Raw genomic sequence first — 20724 nt, 5'->3', positions numbered from 1 at the left:
TCTTAAGATCAAACCAAAGTACACTTTAAAAAATTTCATCTAAATAAACAAGAGGATTATTATGACCGAACGACTTAATAACGAACAAACAACACAAGAAGAACTAGCAAACAGCTTAACCCACGGCATCGGTTTGGTCATTGCAATCATAGCATTTATTACTTTTAGCGATTGGCAAGGAAATGAAAGTGAAGTGTTGAGTTTAATCGTTTATGGTAGCACACTATTTTTTTTGTATGCAGCCTCCACATTATACCACACCGTAAAAACCCCAAAACTTAAGAGAATATTCCAAATACTCGACCACTCCGCCATTTATTTATTCATTGCAGGTTGTTATACACCAGTGATGTTCAAAATAGGAAACCACGATGCCATGATCGTTCTTACTGTTATTTGGGGCTTGGCATTTTTAGGTGTATATATCAAAAGTTTTCACCTAGAAAAAACCGCTGTCTTTGGTTTAGTATTATATTTACTAATGGGATGGTTAGCTCTAGTGATGATCAAGTCAATGATTGCCGTATTACCTGCAGGCGCTTTAGTATGGCTATTTGCTGGTGGTGCTTCTTATACATTAGGTGTTTATTTCTACGTAAAAGATAGCATACGGTTTTTTCACACAGTGTGGCATATGTTTGTCTTAGGTGGAAGTTGGTGTCATTTTCATATGATTATCTTTTACACAGTGTAGGACTCAGGCATCTCGTTAAAATATCATTGCTTTATATTATATATTGCGGGTAATATTAAATCCGCTTCTGAAACTTTCTAAAGGTAGAAAAACAGAGCTTTTGCAAGTTGTAACAAATGCTTCTTTGCTTGAGTAAAAGCTTTGAAGCCGGGCTCGAAAGAACATTTTGAATGATGACAGGGCTAATTTAAGATATGGAAAAATATTTATACCACATAACCTCAAAAGACGAATGGTCACAAGTAAAAGAAACGTACCTACCACAAGGCTTTTCAGAAGAAGGCTTTATTCACTGCTCATACTTACAACAAATTGTAGGTTCTGCAAACAAGTTCTTTCAAGGCAAAAAGAATTTAGTTATTTTGCAAATAGAACGACAAAAACTCGAATGCAAAGTCGTAGATGAAAATCTTGAAGGAGGAGAAGTTTTATTCCCTCATGTTTATGATTCTTTGCCTGTTAATGTGGTGGTAAAGGTGATTGACTTTAATTGCCAACAAGATGGAAACTTTTATTTACCGAGTGAGCTAAACAAAGGATCTAAATCTATTTAACCATTGTACTCAAAATATGTATAAGTACATTTCTTTGGCGCTGAACGTTTCAAATTTTGGGAAAAAATAATGAAAAACATACTAATATTTACCACTATTCTCATGATGGGACACTTTACAACAGCAGAAATTATTGTAACGCTAAGAGATCGAGGAGATGGTGGTATTTTTCAAAGTATAACAGGCACAGATATTATAAATAGAGATTTCAGTTCCAATAGATTTGCCGATGTTGCTATAAACAATGGAATAATCAATGAATTGATTAGCGAGAATGTACAAGATCCTGGTCTAAACGCAATAGCGATTGGAACTGTTAGAAATGAAACAACTTCGCAGATTGTTAATCTCATCATTGACAATAACTCTATTGATAGTGATGGAGACAATGTAGGTGGTGATGACTTGACTTTTAATTTTGATGACGTATTCACCGCATCAATAGGTGATGTGATAACGTTCGACGCTATTCACGAATACGACCCCTCTGACGCTGCATTTGTAGAACTCAATCCTGACATACTCGATGGAACGTTTGCCTTAGGGGGAGATTTTGCTAATTTTAATAGCGACATTTTAATAATAAGCGCTGTTCCAGAACCCTCTACTTATCTAGTATTGTTTTTACTTTGCGCACTTCTTGTTCAAAAAAGACAAAAACTACCTAAAGTAAAAACTAAATAACACGTATCATTTTAAAAAATAAGTATTTTTCAAACGACAAGAAAATATTCGCGATAATCGCAGTGCTAATCAAAAACTCCAAGTATTGCATTGTCATCTTCCCCAGGACTACAATGCATTGTGATTAGAGCAGTAGCGTGATCAACATAATCATCATCTCCTCCTATAAGAGCGCATCTTTGTCCAATAAAAGATAAAACAGGCACTGATAGTTCATTAAAAAAAGTATCATATACGATAGAAACAATATGTTCTAATTCTTCAAATGAGGCTGTTATAATATAGAATGCGCACGCCTCAAATTCTTCAGCAAATCCCATGTCACTTTTTGACAACTCATTACAGATTTCTATTAAACTTTTATCTTGCGGTTTGACCAAGTATTTATCTAGAATATCTTTAGCCAAGGAATAAAAATCTCCATCAGGTAGTATTAACATATACCTATGACTAACTAATGCTTTTAAACAATTAGGCAGGTTAGAGAGCGAAATTTCTAATAATTGTTGGAGAATTTCTTCTAGTTCTTCGCGAGAACTCGTCAGAATTTGCCAGACACACTCATAATACTTACTAGAATCACCACTTGCTAAAGCCTTACAGTTTTCAAGTATAGTAACTATCCATTTTCTTTCCAATACAATTCTCCTCGTTGGCCTTTATAGAACCTACCTTAGATTTGTTTCGTATATTTTGGAAATTTCCCAAAATCTTCTTTATATTTTAAATGCAGTGTCTCTTCTACAGTTGATATTCTATTAGTTTCTGCCCAACGCACCACAAGCTCAGAGCACTTTTCGTTTTTTCTTATCTTTTTACCTAAACTAAAAGAAACAGAACCAACAACAAGCCCCTGCTTTACTCTTGACCTGAGATTCATAGTTTTGCCTACAGCAAGTAGTTCTTTTTGTTTTTTCAATTTAACTTGATACACACCAGGGGATGTAGGTAGTTTAATCTTGCTCTTGCGCAAATGTTGTTTAAGATCATTCCAGTTATGCCAAGTACTCCATGTCAATTCAATTGGTGGAATAGACAGTTGCTCTTTCATAGAGTTTGTATTTTTAGAGTTTGTATTTTTAGAGTTTGCATTTTTAGAGTTTGCATTTTTAAAATTTAAACTTTTAATGGGCTTTGTTTTTAGTTTTAATTTTTGTACTTTTAGCTGTGGTTTTTGTTGAAGTTTTAATTTTGATTGGCTAACCTCTTGCTTTGGCTCTTTCTTGATTTCTTCTTTTAACTCCTGCTTGTTCTTCTCTTTAGGCTCCTCAACATTTTTGTTCTTTTTCAACTCCGCAAACACTTCATTTGCCTGTTGCAAAAATCGTCCAATACGATACGCCTCGACAACCTTATTTGAAGCTTTCTCTATCGATTGTTGTGACTCAGGTATATTTTTGAGTAATTTGTAAGTCTTATCATTTGCGTTATGTGTCATTGTTTTATCCTAAGGAAATTTTACGAGGGAATCTATTTTGTCAGATCATGGTTCTATTTTACCGTCTTTTTCTCTAGAGAACAATACACATTGTTTTACAGATTAAAAAAATCAATAAACCGAGACTGTTAGAACTAAAATTTTGGGAGATGACCTGACAATTTCACAATAAATGTGATATAACTTCATCGTAGAAGTGTTGGTAAAATAGTCAAAAACAAAACACTGCTTGAAAACATTAGACCAGCAAATGCGACTAAGTGAGGCGAAAGAGATTCACTTTCAGAAATATTAATGGTCGGGTAGTGCGTGCAAGAGATAATAAAAATAGGTTTCTTGGTGTTAGTAAACAAGAACGAGAATTCTACAAAAACTACGAACTATGGTTAGAGGCTTATAATAAAAAGTTAAAAATCGATGAAAAAAACAAGTCGACACAGTTAAAAGAAAAAGAAACTCTAGAAAAAGAAGAAGGAAGAGAACAGAATGACGAACTTTATTAAACAAAGAACTTCAGTATGACGACTCGTTTTCGGTAGTTGGTAGCACGAATCAAGTACTCCAAGTATCGTAATTCTTTTTCAAGGATTGCAATGCATCATGATTACATTAAGTACATTGATTCATAAATTTTTACGCATTATAACGCAGTTAATTTTGAGTGTTCAGCTAGGCACTTTGAAGGCGCAAAGCCATAGTTTTATAACTGAAAAATAACGACGCCGACGCTCAAAAGTACAAGTTAGAATGTATAAATAATTTTGAATCAATGTATTAAGTGACGCGCCAAAAGTATTTACCCATTGGTATTTTGTTCTTTTAATTTCTAGTTTTGTTGCTCCTTAGTTACGCAGCTAGAGCTACGCGCCCTCGTCGCGCCGCACTAGAAAATAAAAGCTCTGCATTCAACGGGCAACTACTGTTGTCAGGTCACTTAGTAGCACTCAACATAACTCATTTCCTCCTATAAGAACATTCCTTTACAAAGAAATACAACAACTATTACAGTGACAATTACGATCCAATAATCTTGGCTTTAGAGCTCCTATTATTGTTTTCGTGAACTTCCCAGAATTTACCAAACACAGTAATAATTTCGATTACGATCACCACCAAAGTCTTACGATTTTTAAATATCCATTCTCTTTTCAATTGGATTTCCTAGCCAGTTGCTGAAATATCATTGCCTATATTGTGATACTGCGAGTAATATCGAGCCCGTTTCCGAGTCCAAGCCCGTTTCCGAAACTTTATAAAGGTGGTAGAAAAATAGAGCTTTTATGAGTTGTAACAAATATTTCTTTGTTTGATTAAAAACTTTGAAATCGGACTCAGGCTCGAAACAACATTTTGAACGATAACAAGTCCTATTAATACTATAAAATCAAAGTTTCAATTGAAGAGCGCAATAGCCCAAAAAATACAAATGTTTAAAATTTTAAATTTTAAAAAATTTAGCTTTTTGCTATTATATGCATTATTAGTTAAATTAATCATAATTGTTATCAGGAAATATGTATTTACTATCATTTCTATATTTGAAATAGAAAATAGAATAAAATTTCAAATACAAAATCGGTTAAAATTTTTGCAAACTTGAGGAACAAAGATGCCCCATGATGATTATGAAGTTATAATGTTCTCAACCGCAGATAGAAAGCAATTTGGCCCCTTTCTATTTCCACCATATATCAAAGATAATACTCCTTTACATCCTCTTAACTTTACAAAAGATGGACGAAAACTTTCCTTGGAAACAGTAGAGGCGCAATATCAGAAAAGACAAGAGAATCCGAATAATTTAATTCTTTACATTAGAGATATTGCCGGTGATGTTACAGATGGCGATAAAGAAAGTGATGAAAATAACAAAGACTTTTCTTTGACGTGGGTAAAAAAAGGTAAAGATCTCATTGCGCAAGTGGAAGTGCAAAAAGAGCGTATATTCTCTTACGAAGCAGAAAAAAGACAAGCGTTAAAAGAATCTTTTGATTCGTTTTGCCTAACCTTGGAAAAGTTAGAACACAATAAGCGTTTACGCCCTGGGGGATTGAGGCTTGCTATCAATCGCATTGCATCTTCTTTGCCTTTGCTTTTCTCAGAGATACTTCCTTATATGTATAGCTTTAATCGCGAAAGTCGTTATATTAATTTGGTACCAGGAATGCGTCTCGCCGTACACTATAATGGTAACGCAAAATCGTGCCAAAATTTAAAGCAAAATAAGATATAATACAGCGCTACAAGAAATTTAGGAGAAGAGCATGGGACGAATGCGTAAAAGTTACAGCAAAGATTTTAAAGCTAAAGTAGCGCTGGAAGCTTTAAAAGAAGAAAAAACAATTCAAGAGTTGAGCAACAAATACGAAGTATCAACAGTGTTGATATCAAAGTGGAAAAAACAAGTAAAAGAAGGTATGTGTGGAATATTTCAGCGTGGTAAAAGCCCAGAGGAAAAAGAACAAGAACAAACGGTTGAAAAGCTATATCGAGAATTGGGGAAGCTACAGGCAGAGCACAACTGGTTAAAAAAAAAGCTTGGAGAAGTTGAGTAGTAAACACCGATTAGAACTTGTAGATAAAAATGACAGTGAATACTCTGTTCGCAAGCAATGTGAAATTCTAGATGTCCGTAGAGGCAATCTATACTACAAACGAAAATGTAATAAAGTTGAGTTAGATTTAGCTGAGAAAATACGGTGGGTAGGGGAAAAACATCCTTTTTACGGCTATCGTAAAACAGCAGAGATTCTAAAAAGGCTTGGAAATCATGTAGGCTACAGAAAAGTCAGACGACTCAAAAAACAACTCGGAATCAAAACGCTGTATCCAAAGCCCAGGCTGTCAGTGCCAAGAAAGGATCACAAGAAATATCCATATCTACTTAAAGATTTAGACATTAATTATTCTGACATGGTGTGGGCGACAGATATTACGTTTATACGCATCAAAAACAAGGGATGGGTCTATCTTACCGCTGTTATTGATTGGCATAGTCGGTATGTAATTTCTCATCAAATCTCTACTACTATGGATCAGGATTTTTGTATTCAGGCTTTACAAGATGCTTTAGATACCAAACATAAACCCTGTATTTTCAATACTGACCAAGGATCTCAATTTACTTCTAATGAGTTCACGAAAGTACTCAAAAATAACGGAATCAAAATATCTATGGATGGAAAAGGACGCTGTTTGGATAACGTTATAATTGAACGATTTTGGAGGAGTCTAAAATACGAAGAAGTCTTTCTCAATGAGTACCACACTGTTGAGCAAGCTAAACTTGCTATTCGCGAGTATATTCAGTTTTATAACAATGAAAGGATACATCAGTCTCTTGATTATGCCACCCCTCGCGAAATATACTTTCGCTTTTACAATAAAAAAATAGCTAGTTAGGGCACTGTCTTTCTTTCTTATTTTAGATCAAAAAATGGTATTGACAAACGTTAGCACTATATTAAATTGCTAGTTGAGAAAAGTATTGGAACATTAGTTATTGGCAAAAACGATGATTGGAAGCAACAGATTAACATTGGCAAAAGGAATAATCAAAATTTTGTTTCTATTCCCCATTCTCAGTTTGTTAACCAACTTACCTACAAAGCCCAACTTGCTGGTATTGAAGTTCTTATTCAAGAAGAAAGTTACACTTCTAAATGTTCTTTCTTAGACAGTGAACCGATTAAGAAACATCAAAATTATTTGGGACGCCGTGTTAAACGAGGTCTATTTAGGCCTAAACAAAATATTTTGTTTAATGCTGATATCAACGGGGCAGCAAACATTATTCGAAAAGCAATCCCGAATGCTTTTGCTAACGGGATAGAGGGCATAGTAGTATTCCCCAAAAGGATCACTCCTTTTTAAATGAAAATTCATTAAATGTAATATTTGATAATGTTTTCGTGAACTATGTTACTAGTTCTTCAATTGTTTGTTTGCCATCACTGTGATTAGTATGCATATGAAGGTCACCTTTGTACCAACGTGCATTGTCCTCTAATACCCTGTTTGGATTCCATTGAGATCGTGGATTCGGAGAAGGATTAGTCGGCATCAATTTAAAATCAATTTTTATAGTAATATCTACTCTTGTTGGAGTGACTTTGTATAAACCAAAAATGACATGCCATTTGCCTTTATAGAGAGGTCCTGGTAAATAGGATGCGGTTGCATGGTTCTCAGCAATAATAAATTCACTTTTACTACCACCACTCCAACCGCGAAAACCTTCCTTCCCTAAACCATTGCTGTCAAAAATACCAACATCTACAGTATGCTTTTGGCGGTCATATTCGTAACTAACTTGAGTTTCACGAATATTATCAGGGACTTCAAAGGAGACGTAGCGATAGATATCTGCTGATTTTGGTGGTAAGAATTTTTTTTCTATAACAAGAGATTCGCAAAAAATGTGCGAGATGAGCAGTGTATAAATAAAAAATAACGATTTGTTCATTACAACACCTGTTTTTAGTAAAAGTTGAATGGATAGATATTTTAAAGCGTATTAACGTATTATTAGCGTAGGTTTTACCTTAAACAAACCTAACCTCCACGAACAAATTTAACTGCTAAAAATACAATAACTAAACCAAGTAAAAATATTGCTCGTCCTAAGTAAGAAGACAAACGGCGCATTTTTTGAGTTACGGGAGAATTAGGTGATTCTTTTAGTAGCTTTATCGCTTTCTCTCCCCAATAAAAATCGTGTAAAAAACTACCAATAATTACTATTACCACAAGACAAAGTTTGATGAATAAAGTTTCGCCATAGAACTGTTGCCAAAAATTCCAAGAGGCAACAGCTCTACCAAAACGAAAAAACATCAAAAATACGCCGCTGAGTACAACACTGCTCAATACCATCCACGAAATCGTGCGTAAGCGTATTACTACATCAGAAAATAATTGCGGATACAGTGCTTGGTATTTTTTCTTTTTAGCTACAGGTAAAAAAACCAGTACGAGGAAAAAATTTGCTCCTAGCCATACAGTTATCCCAAGAATATGCCACCACACCAAAAATAAATAAAAATAGTACATTTATCTATTTCCAGACTATTTTACCGATGCGATCAGTGATTTGACCGGTGCGCTTGTTATTTAGTACTGTAATTTCAACTCCTGGTTGCCCGTCTTGGTTAGAGGCACCTTGTAGTTGATAGTCACCACTTAGTCCGTAGCTTCGCGTCTTTTTATTGCGGTCATCTAGTATGCGAAAAGCGCCGCGCTGCACTATTCCTATTTCGTTACCTGGTTCACCATTACTATCGTAATTACCATTAATTGCATAGTCACCAGAAAGTGAGTAGGATTTAGTTTTTCCCGTAGTGTAATGAAGTATGCGAAAAGCGCCACGTTGCACTACGCCTACTTCTACACCAGCGTTACCATCAGTATCATATTGCCCATTTATAGCGTAATCACCTTGTAGATAAAATGATTTGCGATTACCGCTGTGATGCAAAATTTGAAATGCACCACGTTGCACTATTCCTATTTCTGCTCCTGGTTTCCCGTCGGCATCATATTGTCCGTTGATTGCGTAATCACCATCTAAGTGGTAGTTAATAAAACGACCATTACAAATTACTCGAAAGGCACTGCGTTGGACAATGCCAATTTCTACTCCTGGTTTTCCATCAGTGTCGTAGTTACCATTGATCGCGTAATCGCCACTCAAGGCATGTGATTTTATTTTGCCATTTGTGTGGGACAAGATGCGAAAAGCACCACGTTGAACAATACCTATTTCATTACCAGGCAGTCCATCAGTATCATAGTTACCGTTAATTGCGTAATCACCGTGAAGAGAATAGGTTTTCATTTTTTGGGTATGGTGTTGCAAAACGCGAAATCCACCACGTTGGATTATTCCTATTTCTGCCCCTGGTTTGTCATCTAGATCGTAATTACCGTTAATGGCATAGTCACCGCTTAGTGGATAGGCTTTCATTTTCTTTTCACGGTCGTCTAATATGCGAAAAGCTCCGCGTTGAACAATGCCTATTTCTGCTCCAGGCTCACCATCTAGATCATAACTACCGTTAATTGCATAGTCACCACTTAGTGAATAAGCCTTCTTTTTACCTGTGCGATGATTGATAATAACAAAACTACCGAGAGTAACCACTCCTACTTCACTCCCTGGTTCACCGTCAAGATCATACTGACCGTTTATTGCGTAAGGAGGTTGTAGAGAGTAAAAACTTGTTTTTTTTGAAGCGCCATCAATAATACGAATACCTGACTTAGTTACTTCTAGCTCGTCAAACTTTCCATCGCCATTCAGGTCTCCACGGTTAGAGATCTCAACAGCTTTTGTTTTTGATGTTGGAAAAGAAAATTGTAATTGTTCGCTATTATCCCCTTGCGCAGATAACGATTGCAAATTTGTAAATGTTTTTAACACAGTATTAAAATTATCACCTTCAGGGAAAATAGGCGTTTCATTTTCTACAGTCATGCTAAACAATTGCTCGTGTATAGCAACTCCTTGTGATGAGATTTCCTGTGTAAAAACGCTAACTGTAAAAAAAATAGTGAGTAGTGCTATTTGTAAAATATACATGTTCTTTTCCTTTTGTGGTTTTTCGCTCAGAAACAAGAAACCGATAGAATCGATTGATTTTTTTATGTGTTTTTATTATAAAAGAAAATTATGTTACTATAAAAGAAAATAAATGATTTCATAAAATATGAATTATTTCTAAGGTAGATGGTTGAAAATAATATACCAGATTTTACATAGAAATTTTATTCATCAACTAGGCATTCTGAGCGCGCATAGCCTTAGTTCTGTAAGTCAAGAATAACGACGTTGATGGATAAAATTTCTATGTAAAATGGTAAATTATTTTCCGCCACATCCCTAAGAACCTGTTGTAAAACTATTTTAAGTTGTAAAATTGTTCCCTTTAACCTCTAATTTCGTTATTTTTTTATTAGGGCCTGTCATCATTCAAAGTGTTTTTTCGAGCCCGAGCCCATTTCCGAGCCCGATTTAAAAGCTTTTAATCAAAGAAAGTAAGTATTGTTACAATTCGTAAAAAGTTCTGTTTTTTTACCATCTTTAGAAAGTTTTCGGAAACGGAAACGGGCTCGATACTTTTTGTAGTATTAACACAAGGCAATGGCACCTGTTTATTCTCACGGGCCGAATGATGACACGCCTTATTACTTTACACTAAAAAAATACCTTATTAGAAATGAAAATGTCTGAATTTTTTACCTCCACTAATTTTGTAACGAACTTAAAAGACTATAAAATTTTGCGAGCAAAATATGAGAAAACGCCTAGTTGACAAAAATGGTAACTTATTAATACGTCGTATTGGTCGAGAATGGAATCCAATGAGTGATCTTTACCATTTTTTGATTTCCTCGTCATGGTGGATCATGATTGGTATTATTAGCTTGTCATATGTGCTATTAAATGTCCTTCTTACAATATTATTTTTGTTAGGAGGTGATTGTATTTCAGGCGCGCGACCGGGGAACTTCGAAGATGTTTTCTTTTTTAGCGTACAAACAATGTCGACCATCGGTTACGGTGGAATGGCACCACAAACTTTTTATGCTCATGTTATTGTGACTGTGGCATCTTTGGCAGGTTTACTGTCTATCGCCCTAGCTACCGGACTTATATTTGCAAAATTTTCGCGACCAACGGCGCGCATTATCTTTAGTAAAAATGCCATTATCCGTAATTACGACGGTAAGCCTCACTTCATTTTTCGTTTAGCAAATATACGCACAAATTATATTATAGAAACATCTATACGCGTCATGTTTATCTACACAGAAACCACAATTGAGGGAGATACTATTCGCCGTTTTAAAGATATCCCACTTGTTCGCTCTCAAACTCCTATATTCTCACTTACTTGGATGATCTTTCATGAAATAGATGAACGCAGTCCGTTATTTGATAACTCCTTGACTGATATTGATTTTATTGTTCTTTTTCAAGGCACAGACAGCGAACATTCGCAAAAGGTCTACGCAAGACATATTTATCATTACGAGGATATACTGTTTAATCATCGATTTGCTGATGTCTTTATAGATTATAAAGATGAAAGAGTTCTTTGTTATGATAACCTTCATAGAGTTATCCCTTGTGATAATAAGATTTAATAAGTGACCTGACAAAAAATTTAATTCTCTTGCCCTAATTATTTATCTAAGGATTTATTATGAAAAAAGTATACATTCTTGTTCTGTTATCTTTTCTAGTTTCCTGTGATTCTCCTCAAAAAGATTCCCAAAAACAAAAAGTTATTTATACAACCTTCTATCCTACAGCTTATTTTGCGGAGCGTATTGTTGGCGATTATGCAAAAGTTGTTTGTCCAGTTCCCGAAGACGAAGACGCTATTTTTTGGAAAGCATACAAATATCCTAAAATCATTGAGGAGTATCAAAAAGCAGATTTAATTATTTTAAACGGCGCAAAATTTGCAAAGTGGGTATCCAAAGTATCACTACCTCAAGACAAAGTTGTAAATACCGCAAAACCTTTTAAAAAAGAGTTTATTTTTATTGAAAGCGGAACGAAACATAGCCACGGAGATGGAAAAGAACATAGCCACAAAGGTTTAGACGGGCATACTTGGGTAGATCCGCACAATGCCAAAATACAATCGCGGGAAATCAAAAATGCACTTGTGAAGTTATTACCGCAACATCAAGAAAAACTAGAGCAAAATTTTAAAATGTTGGAAAAAGATTTTGATGAACTTATTTCTACATTGAAGAAATACCAAGAAAATGAAAACAAACCGCTACTTGCTTCTCACCCCGCTTATAATTATATTGCAAGACGATTTTCATGGAATATAAAAAATCTAGACTTAAATCCAGAAGTTATGCCAACAGAAGAGCAATTTTCTGAGATTCAAGAAATTTTAAAACAGCATCCAGCAAAATTCATTCTGTGGGAGTCTTCTCCTACTAAAGAAATAGCTAAAGCTTTTCAACAAAAATTTCAACTTACGAGTATTGAATTTTCTCCTTGTGAACTTATCAGTGATGAAGATAGACAGAATAAACGCGATTATTTGAGTACCATGCGTAACAATGTGGAGAATCTAAAAGCTATTTGGAAATAAGGAGAGAATATGAGCGATGTTCACGATGAAGTTACAACCGTTATTCCTGGCGGTGCCGACCTCAAAACAGGTCAGATATTTTCTCATTACCAAATATACCAAGTATTAGGGCGCGGGGGAATGGGCGTTGTATATAAAGCTTACGATACAAGATTACAACGTACTATAGCCCTTAAAATACTTAATGGTAGTCAATCGCAACAAGATAGAATTTCGTTGCTTAAAGAAACTCAGATTCTTGCTTCACTAGATCACAAAAACATAGTAAAAATATACGATGTAGGTACAACACCTTCGTATCATTTCACGATGGAATATATCGAAGGTCATACACTTCATGATTTGATCGCAAATAATAGTATTTCGATAGAACAGTCAATGCGTTTTCTGGCAAGTGTAGCCAACGCCTTGCATTACGTTCACAAGGAAAATATAATTCATCGCGATATTAAACCAGGTAATATTATGGTTACCAAAGAAAAAGTTGTAAAACTTATGGATTTTGGAATCGCTAAAACTCTCAGTGAGAATAAGAGCCAAGACGATGTTATCATTGGAACTCCTGCATACTGTTCTGCTGAACAGTTGAAGGGGCGCCCAGAAAAAGTTAGCGATATTTATTCTTTGGGTGTTGTATTTTATGAATGTATTACAGGCCATCGTCCTTTTAACGCTCATGATCATTGGGAGTTAATGTTAAAAATTGGTAGCAACGACTTCATTACTCCTCGTCAGTATGATAGTAATATCTCTCGGTATGTGGAAGCGATTTGCTTAAAGTGTATGCGAAAATCACGAAAAAATCGTTATAGCAGTGCTAAAGCTTTAGAAAGAGATCTACTTAACCAATTGGCTGGAAAACCAATTATTGCCAAACCATCAACTAATGCACAGCGTTTATATAAATATATCGTGCGCAATAAGATTTTGTGCTGCGTTTTTACTGGATTTATTTTACTCTCTTTATCATGGATTTACATTATTTACCAAAAAATGGAGTATAGTGAAGAACGACTAGGCTACCTGCAAAAAATAGAAGCGGAAAAAAAGCAGTTACAAAAAGTAACCAATATTATATTTGATAGTCTCAATTACATGACAAAGCAACATTCAAAAGTATTTGCTGATCCAATATTTTCTTCGAAAATGATAGAAGTGTTTCACCAAGATTTAGATACGCAGTTAAACTACAATCGATTAATCACTGTAAGAAGTCTTATTTTATCTAGCAGTAATAAACCAGAAGATTTAGAACAATCTCTTAAAGATTTTACTTATTATCTCGAAAAAAACCCTAAAAGCGCAGATCGTTATAATTCACGAGGTATGGTTTTTCGCAAACTCAAACGTTACAAGAAAGCAATTGACGATTACAATTCTGCAATAAAAATTCGTCCGCGATATACGTATTTTTTTAATCGTGGAGTAACATATGATGTTCTTGGGCAATGGAAAAAGGCTATCGAGGATTATACTGTTAGTATTAAGTACAATCCGTATTACTTTATCGCATATGCTAGCCGTGGCTTGATATACGAAAAACAACAAAAATATTCCCTTGCTATTCGCGATTACCAAAAAGCTCTACAGTTAAAAATCCCAAAAGGTCTTGGCTCAGGTATCAAGAAAGAAATGGCTCAAAAAGTAAAAGAGCTACAAAATAAATAAAGAAAGGATACTTATGGATATCGCCAGAAAATTATTCATACCCGAGAACAAAAAAGAAGTTTTTGTTGCCCAAGAAAAGTATGCACTTGAAGTAATTCGCGACAATCATGCCGACAAGATTTCAACTATTGCAGGAGTAGATGTTTCCTATGGAGATAAAGGAAATAGCGCTTATGCAGCTGTTGTTGTCATTGATACTGATTCGCAAAAAATTGTAGAAGAAGCCACTTGGACAGGACCATGTGAATTTCACTACGAACCTGGTTTGCTAGCTTTACGAGAAATTCCATGTGTATTACGTGCTTTTGAGCGATTAAAAATCATACCAGATATAGTTGTTATCGATGGTAATGGTATTCTTCATCCTCGTTCTTTTGGACTTGCTTGTCATGCAGGATTATCTCTTGATATACCAACTATCGGTTGCGCAAAATCTCTACTCATGGGAAAGCACAAACCTCTAAAAAAACAAGGTGACTCTGCTGAAATTCGTCACATGGGAGAATCCTTAGGCGTTGCACTACAAAGTCAAAAAGGCGAAGACCCGATATACGTGTCTATCGGCCATAAAATTGATATCCCTACTGCACTGTCACTGGTAAAAAAAATAACAAGTTCTACTCGTGAACCCTTGCCCATACACCATGCTCATAATATATGCAAAGAAATGTATTATAACGATAAAAAACATCAAGATGATGAAAAACAACAAAACAAACAAAAAATAATCGCTATGATAAAAGAGTTGCGACAACAAGGCTTAAGTTATAGCAAGGTTGCAAGTGAGCTAAATAAAAATAGCGAGGTAAAAAAACTAACACCTCGCAAACTTACGCCAAGAAAAATGCGCAACTGGATTGAGTCTAATCCAGACTAGAGCAATATCGTTTTATTTTGGTAAAATAGTGATGAGTTCGTAAATTTCTTCCTTCATTTCATCGCATGATTTATAGCGGTCTTGAGGATTATGCGACATTGCTTTTTCTACGACGTGCAATACTGCTGGCGGTAAACCAGGTTTTTGATCGCGAAGAGAAATATACTTGTTGCGACTTTTCCAGTTAAATATATCCATCAAGTTGTTATTGTATTCTGCGTATGGTGGTTTGCCGCATAGACAGTGAAACATTGTTGCTCCGACAGAATAAATATCGCTATGAATCGTTACTTGATTTGCGTTTTGTATTTGTTCTGGGGCAGTATATTCAATATTTCCCAATATTTCCCCGCGAGTGGTTTTCACAACGGTTTTACCAATAATTTTAGCTATTCCGAGATCAATTACTTTAACTAATCCTTCTTTGGTAATGTATAAATTACTTGGTTTGACGTCGCGGTGTATAATTCCTTTACGGTGAGAATAACTTAAAGCATCCAGTATGTAATAAGCTATTTTTAATGTACGTCGCGCAGGTAATATTTCTCTTTTTAAACGATTATCTAATGTTTCTCCTTGCAAATACTCCATAACGAAATATAGTTTGCCATTATGTTTACCAAAATCTTTAATTTTTATCAGATTTGGATGGTGGAGTCGAGATATAATTTGAATATCTTGTTGAAAATGCGTAGCAATTTCTTCAGTTACATTTTCAAGCATTTTTAAAGCGACTTGTATTCCATCATCGTCGCGATAAGCTAAATAAACATTCCCAGCACAACCATATCCAAGTATTTTTAACAGCAAGTAATTTCCAATACGTTGTAAATTTTCCTCTAGATTTTTTTTGGCGAGAGTGCTCATGATAAGTTTTTTACATGAACCACAAAAGATCTGCCCAGAAAAGTCTTCGCGCATTTCCATACGAATAGAGCATCCACATTCACATTTAGCTTTATATATCTTCATTGTATCCTCGCCATTAGCACACGTTAGTTAGTTGTTCGTAAACAGCTTCTTTCATTTCTTCCGCAGTTTGGTACCGATCTTCCGCTTCTGGAGCCATAGCTTTCTCAACGACATCAACAACACTTTGCGGAATGTCAGATTTTCGTTCTAATAATTTTACATATGAGTCCTCGGCTTTACTTAGAAATATTTTTTGCAAATCGCGACCGTGTTCTGCAAAAGGAGGGTAACGGCATAGAATACGAAATAATGTAGCTCCAACGGCATATATATCCGCACGGTGGTCTATGTGTTTTGAGTCGCGAAATTGCTCTAATGCCATATAAAAAATAGTTCCGATCATTTCGCCTGTTTTTACCAAGCTTTCCTTGTCATAACCAGCTTTTGCAATACCTAGATCAAGAATCTTAACCGTACGATCTTCTGTTGTAATATAGATATTACCTGGTTTTATATCGCGATGAACTATACTTTTACTATGCGCATATTGTAAGGCATCTAGAGTGTAGTATGTAATACGTAGTGCTTCGCCTAAAGTTGGTAATCCACGTTGCAAAATATCTTCTACACTTTTTCCTGGATGATAATCCATAACATAGTATACATTGTTGCCATCTTGCCCCCAGTGGTGTAATCTAATAATATTGGGGTGATGTAACCTTCTAAGCACATCTACTTCGCGATCAAAATGTTGTTGAGCATGAGCGTCTTTAGTCACATCCGTCATTTTTACTGCCACTTTTTCATGACTAGTTTCATCATATCCCAAAAAAACTTCGCTCATTCCTCCCTTTCCAAGAGATTTTAACAACAAATAGTTTCCGATCCTTCGATAGTGTTTACTAGTGTCTTGCTTGGGCCCTTTACTGTACATAGATTTTCCGCACAATTGACAAATAATATTTGCACGTAGTTCTTTCGGTGTTACAATACGGACAGAGTTTCCACAACGACATCGCAAATTATATTCTTTCATATTTTTTTCCAAAAAGTATATTTCAGGTGATTTAATGCCACAGCATTCTTATTTTGCGAAAAATTTCTATACGAATCAAGATTTTTGTACATTAACTAAGGATTAAACCGTGTGTAGAATATTTAGTTTTAGATCCGTAATCAAGAGCCAAGTTCATAAAAGTTTAGTTGGAACAGAAAACGCGCTATCTATTCAAAGCAATTACCACTCTGATGGTTGGGGTGTTGCTTACTATGTTCAAGGTGTTCCGCATATCATCAAATCAATTGAAGCTGCAGTTCACGATAGCATTTTTCAAAAAATTTCGGGGGTTGTTTCTTCTGAAACAGTAGTTGCTCATATACGTAAAGCCACTTTGGGGTCAAAAAATATTCTAAATGTACATCCTTTTCAATTTGGAAAATGGGTTTTTGTACATAACGGTAATATCGAAAATTTTGCTCAGCATCGTCGTCCACTTCTAGCCATGGTTGCTCCTGAACTACGTCGTTTTATACTAGGACAAACTGATAGTGAAATCATGTTCTACTTTATTCTTTCTCACTTACGACAACATATTTCTTTATCAGCAAATAACTTATCGATAAAAAAAGTAATGAGTATTGTTAAACAAGCAGTCAAAAAAATAATAGATATTGTTGGTCCTTGCTGCGTAGAAGAAGACGGAGATTCCACAAAAACATATTTGACATTTGTTCTTACAAACGGTACGACAATGCTTGCCCATCACGGCGGAAAACATTTACATTACACAACCTATAAAAGCCACTGTATTGACCGTGATACTTGCCCATGTTTTTCATTTGAATGTGAAAATCCTTCTGAAAGTGGTTATATCAATCACTTGATTTTTTCTAGCGAAAAATTAGCAGGAGATAATATCTGGCTCCCAATGCAACAGGGGCAGTTTATTGGCGTTGATCAAGAAATGAAATTGACCATCATTGAATAAAATTGTTCGTTTAAACGTACTCTTTGTACAATTTTATCAAAAAGCATTGACACACCTTAAATGCTTTAAACTAGCTTTGTTCCTTTTTCAAAGACATAATAATATTATCCACCTTAAAAATACTTCGCTGTTCACATTATTTCAACGCGAATTTTAAATAAGGACACACTTAAGTGAGTCGCAAAAAGTTTTTGAGCACGTTTCAAGTCAGCGTAGAATTTGAGTGTCAAAGAAGGACAGCCTGAGAGACACATAACTGTAGCTATGTAACCGAAGGCTCAACGCCGCTATGACACTCAAATTCTACGCTGCGTGCTCTTAAAAACTTTTTGCGACTCACTTAAAAAAATATGCATAGTGGAATTAGGCGCCATACGCCCTAGTTCTATAGAATTAAGATGTAGGAGTTATATCATTTTGTTTGTAATTTCTTTAGAAACTTGATGTTTGACTCATGGCGAGAACGCCCTAAAACATATTAATATAAATTGAAGGAATATACATGGACAACGAGCTCATCAATAATCGTTATGAGGTCATATCACAAATTGGTTTAGGAGGTGCTGGGGCTATTTTCCAAGCTTACGATACTTTTTTAGACAGGAAAGTGGCGATAAAGAAAATTTTTGTAGACTCACATGACCAGGTCGAACGACTCAAAAGAGAATGCTTGTTCTTACAAACCATCGATCATCCTAATCTAGTGAAAGCCCATGAGTTTTTTATTACTAACGATCGTGCTTACATGGTTTTAGAGTTCATTGATGGTAAATCTATTGATGAAATCATTGTTAAAAATAAGTATAGTATGACTCTAGTTGGGCAACTAGCTATTGCTAGTCAAATTGCACGTGGTATAGAAGTGATGAATATGGGCGGAATTATTCATCGCGATATTAAACCACAAAATGTGATGTTAAATCCCCAGACAGGGGAGATAAAAATTGTTGATCTAGGAACGGCAAAAAGTTTAAGCAAAGCACTTAGTTCAATAACAACGGCAGGATCTGTAATCGGAACTTGTGCATACATGAGCCCTGAACAAACAAAAGGTGCAGTATGTTGGTCAACAGATATATTTTCCCTTGGTGTTCTTTTATATCAATTTTTTACTTGGTCAGAACGCTCACCTTTTTATACAAATAATATCTACGCAACAATAAAAAAAATACGCGACGAAAAGCTAATTGATTTGTGCACTGTTGTTGATATTTCAGAGGCCTCTCCAGAACAACAGATTGCATATGAAAAAATATCTGAGGTTCTTGTGAAAGCCTTACATAAAGATCCAGATGTGCGTTGGCAAAACGCAGGGGTTATTGCTGATTTATTTAACGACATAAGAATGCCCCTACTAGGAGAAGCACAAGAAAACCCTCATAAATATCGCATTGAAACTGCACGACAAATATGCCCTGGACTTCGTAAAGAATTGGAGTCTATGCGAAAAACATATTCAACTATAGGATAGCAAAACTTATAAATGTAATAAGTTTTACAAAGGAAAGCTTATGAGTGTTTCAAAAAGCAAAGATATTCACTATATTATTGACCAAGCAATTCGCGATGAATCTACCGAGCTAGATCTACGCAATTTAAATATTACTCAATTACCTTCCGCAATAGGAAGATTAGATAAACTGGAAACACTAAGACTAAGCGGCAATAAAATATCATTTTTGCCAAAGGAAATTGGTGAACTTTGCTCTTTGCGCATTTTAAATATCGATGATAATCAATTGTCATTTTTACCCAAAGAAATTGGTCGCTTGTCCTCTCTTCTTGCTCTTAGCTTAAATAATAACAATATCTCTATACTTCCGAAAGAGATTGGCGATATAAGCACTCTGCTAGAACTGTATCTAGATGATAATAAAATATCATTTTTGCCAAAAGAATTTGCCACTCTTACTTCTTTAGAACGCTTATACTATAATAACAATAATATCACTTCTTTTCCGCGAATCATTAACGAGTTAAACTCTTTAAGCTACTTGAGTTTAGCGCAAAATAGTCTATTATCTTTACCAAAAGAATTTGGCTTTCTAACCTCACTCTCTGCTATTGATCTATCTAAAAATAGTTTTTCATCTTTTCCACGCGCCTTGCTACAACTTGAGAAACTTGAGTCCCTCAATTTTGCAGATAATACGCTATGTTCTTTACCTAAAGAACTAGAAAAATTAATTCAAATTGAGGATCTAAACCTTAGTAATAACAAATTTTCATCTTTTCCTAGATCTATATTGTATTTATCTTCTCTTATGTATTTACGACTATCGCACAATAAATTAAGCTCTTTACCAGGAAATTTAGAGCAAATAAATTGCTTAGAAGAACTATGGTTAAATGACAATGAGTTATCCTCTATACCAAAAACATTAACGCAACTAACTTCTCTTATCGAGCTTTACCTAGGAGAAAATAGACTTACATACATAACCAAGGATTTACAAAATTTCACATGTCTAAGTGTTCTAAGTCTACACAAAAACCAGCTATCTTCGATTCCTAAAGAATTGGGGAATTTAGACAATCTTACCGAGTTAGATCTTTCACACAATCGTTTAACTTACCTTCCTAAGGAACTTGGTGAAATATCTTCTCTTCGTGAATTGAATCTTGCAAATAACCGCCTAACTTCTTTACCAAAAAACCTAGCACAATTAGCAAATCTTTCTGTATTTGATATTAGTAACAACAAGCTAGTTTCTATTCCGCAAGAGCTCAAATCTATAGTCACTCATTGATTTTATTTTTCACAACGGTTTCTTTATTTGTTATAAA

At 35.0% G+C, this 20724-nt stretch carries 23 protein-coding genes; 15 read left to right on the top strand and 8 right to left on the bottom strand.

Annotated elements, in window-relative coordinates; all coding sequences use genetic code 11:
• Positions 1-61: 61 nt before the first annotated feature.
• From UABHE_RS20105 to UABHE_RS20095, 3 genes are all read left to right on the top strand, one after another.
• Positions 62-694 carry a hemolysin III family protein gene (locus tag UABHE_RS20105; RefSeq protein ID WP_372365051.1) on the top strand — a complete coding sequence of 211 codons (633 nt, stop codon included), beginning with the start codon at positions 62-64 and terminating at the stop codon, positions 692-694.
• Between the two features lie 194 nt (positions 695-888).
• The gene (locus tag UABHE_RS20100) at positions 889-1248 is read left to right on the top strand and encodes a DUF952 domain-containing protein (RefSeq protein ID WP_372365050.1); all 360 of its coding nucleotides are present in this window, start codon (positions 889-891) and stop codon (positions 1246-1248) included.
• 69 nt (positions 1249-1317) lie between these two features.
• Entirely contained in the window at positions 1318-1932 is a 615-nt protein-coding gene (locus UABHE_RS20095; RefSeq protein WP_372365049.1) for a PEP-CTERM sorting domain-containing protein, read from the top strand.
• Positions 1933-1997: 65 nt separating this feature from the next.
• On the opposite strand, the gene UABHE_RS20090 is transcribed toward UABHE_RS20095, so the two are convergent.
• Together UABHE_RS20090 and UABHE_RS20085 are read right to left on the bottom strand one after the other, a co-directional pair.
• Positions 1998-2570 (bottom strand): hypothetical protein, encoded by a 573-nt coding sequence (locus UABHE_RS20090; RefSeq protein WP_372365048.1) that lies wholly within the window; start codon positions 2568-2570, stop codon positions 1998-2000.
• 35 nt (positions 2571-2605) lie between these two features.
• Entirely contained in the window at positions 2606-3370 is a 765-nt protein-coding gene (locus UABHE_RS20085; RefSeq protein ID WP_372365047.1) for a hypothetical protein, read from the bottom strand.
• A gap of 305 nt (positions 3371-3675) precedes the next feature.
• Between UABHE_RS20085 and UABHE_RS20080 the strand changes: the two genes are divergently transcribed.
• Positions 3676-3873 carry a hypothetical protein gene (locus UABHE_RS20080; RefSeq protein WP_372365046.1) on the top strand — a complete coding sequence of 66 codons (198 nt, stop codon included), beginning with the start codon at positions 3676-3678 and terminating at the stop codon, positions 3871-3873.
• A gap of 511 nt (positions 3874-4384) precedes the next feature.
• Here UABHE_RS20080 and UABHE_RS20075 read toward each other — a convergent pair.
• Complete coding sequence (locus tag UABHE_RS20075; protein ID WP_372365045.1) at positions 4385-4522, bottom strand: hypothetical protein; 138 nt, start codon at positions 4520-4522, stop codon at positions 4385-4387.
• Between the two features lie 457 nt (positions 4523-4979).
• On the opposite strand from UABHE_RS20075, the gene UABHE_RS20070 reads away from it, so the two are divergent.
• The 4 genes from UABHE_RS20070 to UABHE_RS20055 all read left to right on the top strand — a co-directional run bounded on the left by UABHE_RS20070 (position 4980) and on the right by UABHE_RS20055 (position 7243).
• On the top strand, positions 4980-5603 hold the full coding sequence (locus UABHE_RS20070) for a hypothetical protein (RefSeq protein WP_372365044.1): 624 nt from the start codon (positions 4980-4982) through the stop codon (positions 5601-5603).
• Between the two features lie 31 nt (positions 5604-5634).
• Entirely contained in the window at positions 5635-5925 is a 291-nt protein-coding gene (locus tag UABHE_RS20065) for a transposase (protein ID WP_372365043.1), read from the top strand.
• Positions 5918-6772: an IS3 family transposase gene (locus UABHE_RS20060; RefSeq protein WP_372365041.1), complete on the top strand. Its 855-nt coding sequence runs from the start codon at positions 5918-5920 to the stop codon at positions 6770-6772. The genes UABHE_RS20065 and UABHE_RS20060 overlap by 8 nt, the downstream gene beginning before the upstream one ends.
• A gap of 66 nt (positions 6773-6838) precedes the next feature.
• A complete protein-coding gene (locus UABHE_RS20055; RefSeq protein ID WP_372365040.1) occupies positions 6839-7243 on the top strand; it encodes an IS200/IS605 family accessory protein TnpB-related protein in 405 nt (134 codons plus the stop codon).
• Between the two features lie 43 nt (positions 7244-7286).
• On the opposite strand, the gene UABHE_RS20050 is transcribed toward UABHE_RS20055, so the two are convergent.
• The 3 genes from UABHE_RS20050 to UABHE_RS20040 all read right to left on the bottom strand — a co-directional run bounded on the left by UABHE_RS20050 (position 7287) and on the right by UABHE_RS20040 (position 9950).
• Complete coding sequence (locus UABHE_RS20050) at positions 7287-7835, bottom strand: hypothetical protein (RefSeq protein ID WP_372365039.1); 549 nt, start codon at positions 7833-7835, stop codon at positions 7287-7289.
• An 89-nt stretch (positions 7836-7924) separates the two neighbouring features.
• Positions 7925-8422 carry a hypothetical protein gene (locus tag UABHE_RS20045; RefSeq protein ID WP_372365038.1) on the bottom strand — a complete coding sequence of 166 codons (498 nt, stop codon included), beginning with the start codon at positions 8420-8422 and terminating at the stop codon, positions 7925-7927.
• A gap of 4 nt (positions 8423-8426) precedes the next feature.
• Positions 8427-9950: a hypothetical protein gene (locus UABHE_RS20040; RefSeq protein WP_372365037.1), complete on the bottom strand. Its 1524-nt coding sequence runs from the start codon at positions 9948-9950 to the stop codon at positions 8427-8429.
• 713 nt (positions 9951-10663) lie between these two features.
• Between UABHE_RS20040 and UABHE_RS20035 the strand changes: the two genes are divergently transcribed.
• The 4 genes from UABHE_RS20035 to UABHE_RS20020 are packed head-to-tail and all read left to right on the top strand — an operon-like array spanning position 10664 to position 15037.
• A complete protein-coding gene (locus UABHE_RS20035) occupies positions 10664-11518 on the top strand; it encodes an ion channel (protein WP_372365036.1) in 855 nt (284 codons plus the stop codon).
• A gap of 59 nt (positions 11519-11577) precedes the next feature.
• Complete coding sequence (locus UABHE_RS20030; protein ID WP_372365034.1) at positions 11578-12492, top strand: metal ABC transporter substrate-binding protein; 915 nt, start codon at positions 11578-11580, stop codon at positions 12490-12492.
• 9 nt (positions 12493-12501) lie between these two features.
• On the top strand, positions 12502-14160 hold the full coding sequence (locus UABHE_RS20025; RefSeq protein ID WP_372365033.1) for a protein kinase: 1659 nt from the start codon (positions 12502-12504) through the stop codon (positions 14158-14160).
• Positions 14161-14173: 13 nt separating this feature from the next.
• Complete coding sequence (locus UABHE_RS20020; protein WP_372365032.1) at positions 14174-15037, top strand: endonuclease V; 864 nt, start codon at positions 14174-14176, stop codon at positions 15035-15037.
• A 12-nt stretch (positions 15038-15049) separates the two neighbouring features.
• Here UABHE_RS20020 and UABHE_RS20015 read toward each other — a convergent pair whose 3' ends face one another.
• Both UABHE_RS20015 and UABHE_RS20010 read right to left on the bottom strand, forming a co-directional pair.
• Positions 15050-16009: a serine/threonine protein kinase gene (locus UABHE_RS20015; protein WP_372365031.1), complete on the bottom strand. Its 960-nt coding sequence runs from the start codon at positions 16007-16009 to the stop codon at positions 15050-15052.
• A gap of 13 nt (positions 16010-16022) precedes the next feature.
• Complete coding sequence (locus UABHE_RS20010) at positions 16023-16985, bottom strand: serine/threonine protein kinase (RefSeq protein WP_372365030.1); 963 nt, start codon at positions 16983-16985, stop codon at positions 16023-16025.
• Positions 16986-17094: 109 nt separating this feature from the next.
• Between UABHE_RS20010 and UABHE_RS20005 the strand changes: the two genes are divergently transcribed.
• The 3 genes from UABHE_RS20005 (at position 17095) to UABHE_RS19995 (ending at position 20687) form a co-directional block, all read left to right on the top strand.
• Entirely contained in the window at positions 17095-17937 is an 843-nt protein-coding gene (locus UABHE_RS20005) for a class II glutamine amidotransferase (protein WP_372365029.1), read from the top strand.
• A gap of 502 nt (positions 17938-18439) precedes the next feature.
• Positions 18440-19408, top strand: a complete 969-nt coding sequence (locus UABHE_RS20000) for a serine/threonine-protein kinase (RefSeq protein WP_372365028.1) — start codon at positions 18440-18442, stop codon at positions 19406-19408.
• Positions 19409-19448: 40 nt separating this feature from the next.
• Positions 19449-20687, top strand: a complete 1239-nt coding sequence (locus tag UABHE_RS19995) for a leucine-rich repeat domain-containing protein (protein ID WP_372365027.1) — start codon at positions 19449-19451, stop codon at positions 20685-20687.
• The last annotated feature ends 37 nt before the right edge of the window (positions 20688-20724 follow it).

The sequence above is a fragment of the Candidatus Uabimicrobium helgolandensis genome, assembly GCF_041508025.1.
Lineage (GTDB): Bacteria > Planctomycetota > Uabimicrobiia > Uabimicrobiales > Uabimicrobiaceae > Uabimicrobium > Uabimicrobium helgolandensis.
Note: the sequence above shows the minus strand (reverse complement) of the source record. Positions and strands in the feature narration are given on the sequence as shown.

Bases quoted from the DNA above. Each gene is read 5' to 3' on its own strand.
- UABHE_RS20015 (WP_372365031.1), bottom strand. From the start codon at position 16,009: ATGAAGATATATAAAGCTAAATGTGAATGTGGATGCTCTATTCGTATG.
- UABHE_RS20000 (WP_372365028.1), top strand. From the start codon at position 18,440: ATGGACAACGAGCTCATCAATAATCGTTATGAGGTCATATCACAAATT.
- UABHE_RS20040 (WP_372365037.1), bottom strand. From the start codon at position 9,950: ATGTATATTTTACAAATAGCACTACTCACTATTTTTTTTACAGTTAGC.
- UABHE_RS20025 (WP_372365033.1), top strand. From the start codon at position 12,502: ATGAGCGATGTTCACGATGAAGTTACAACCGTTATTCCTGGCGGTGCC.
- UABHE_RS20045 (WP_372365038.1), bottom strand. From the start codon at position 8,422: ATGTACTATTTTTATTTATTTTTGGTGTGGTGGCATATTCTTGGGATA.
- UABHE_RS20105 (WP_372365051.1), top strand. From the start codon at position 62: ATGACCGAACGACTTAATAACGAACAAACAACACAAGAAGAACTAGCA.
- UABHE_RS20070 (WP_372365044.1), top strand. From the start codon at position 4,980: ATGCCCCATGATGATTATGAAGTTATAATGTTCTCAACCGCAGATAGA.
- UABHE_RS20020 (WP_372365032.1), top strand. From the start codon at position 14,174: ATGGATATCGCCAGAAAATTATTCATACCCGAGAACAAAAAAGAAGTT.
- UABHE_RS20085 (WP_372365047.1), bottom strand. From the start codon at position 3,370: ATGACACATAACGCAAATGATAAGACTTACAAATTACTCAAAAATATA.
- UABHE_RS20035 (WP_372365036.1), top strand. From the start codon at position 10,664: ATGAGAAAACGCCTAGTTGACAAAAATGGTAACTTATTAATACGTCGT.
- UABHE_RS20030 (WP_372365034.1), top strand. From the start codon at position 11,578: ATGAAAAAAGTATACATTCTTGTTCTGTTATCTTTTCTAGTTTCCTGT.
- UABHE_RS20050 (WP_372365039.1), bottom strand. From the start codon at position 7,835: ATGAACAAATCGTTATTTTTTATTTATACACTGCTCATCTCGCACATT.
- UABHE_RS20010 (WP_372365030.1), bottom strand. From the start codon at position 16,985: ATGAAAGAATATAATTTGCGATGTCGTTGTGGAAACTCTGTCCGTATT.
- UABHE_RS19995 (WP_372365027.1), top strand. From the start codon at position 19,449: ATGAGTGTTTCAAAAAGCAAAGATATTCACTATATTATTGACCAAGCA.
- UABHE_RS20095 (WP_372365049.1), top strand. From the start codon at position 1,318: ATGAAAAACATACTAATATTTACCACTATTCTCATGATGGGACACTTT.
- UABHE_RS20100 (WP_372365050.1), top strand. From the start codon at position 889: ATGGAAAAATATTTATACCACATAACCTCAAAAGACGAATGGTCACAA.
- UABHE_RS20065 (WP_372365043.1), top strand. From the start codon at position 5,635: ATGGGACGAATGCGTAAAAGTTACAGCAAAGATTTTAAAGCTAAAGTA.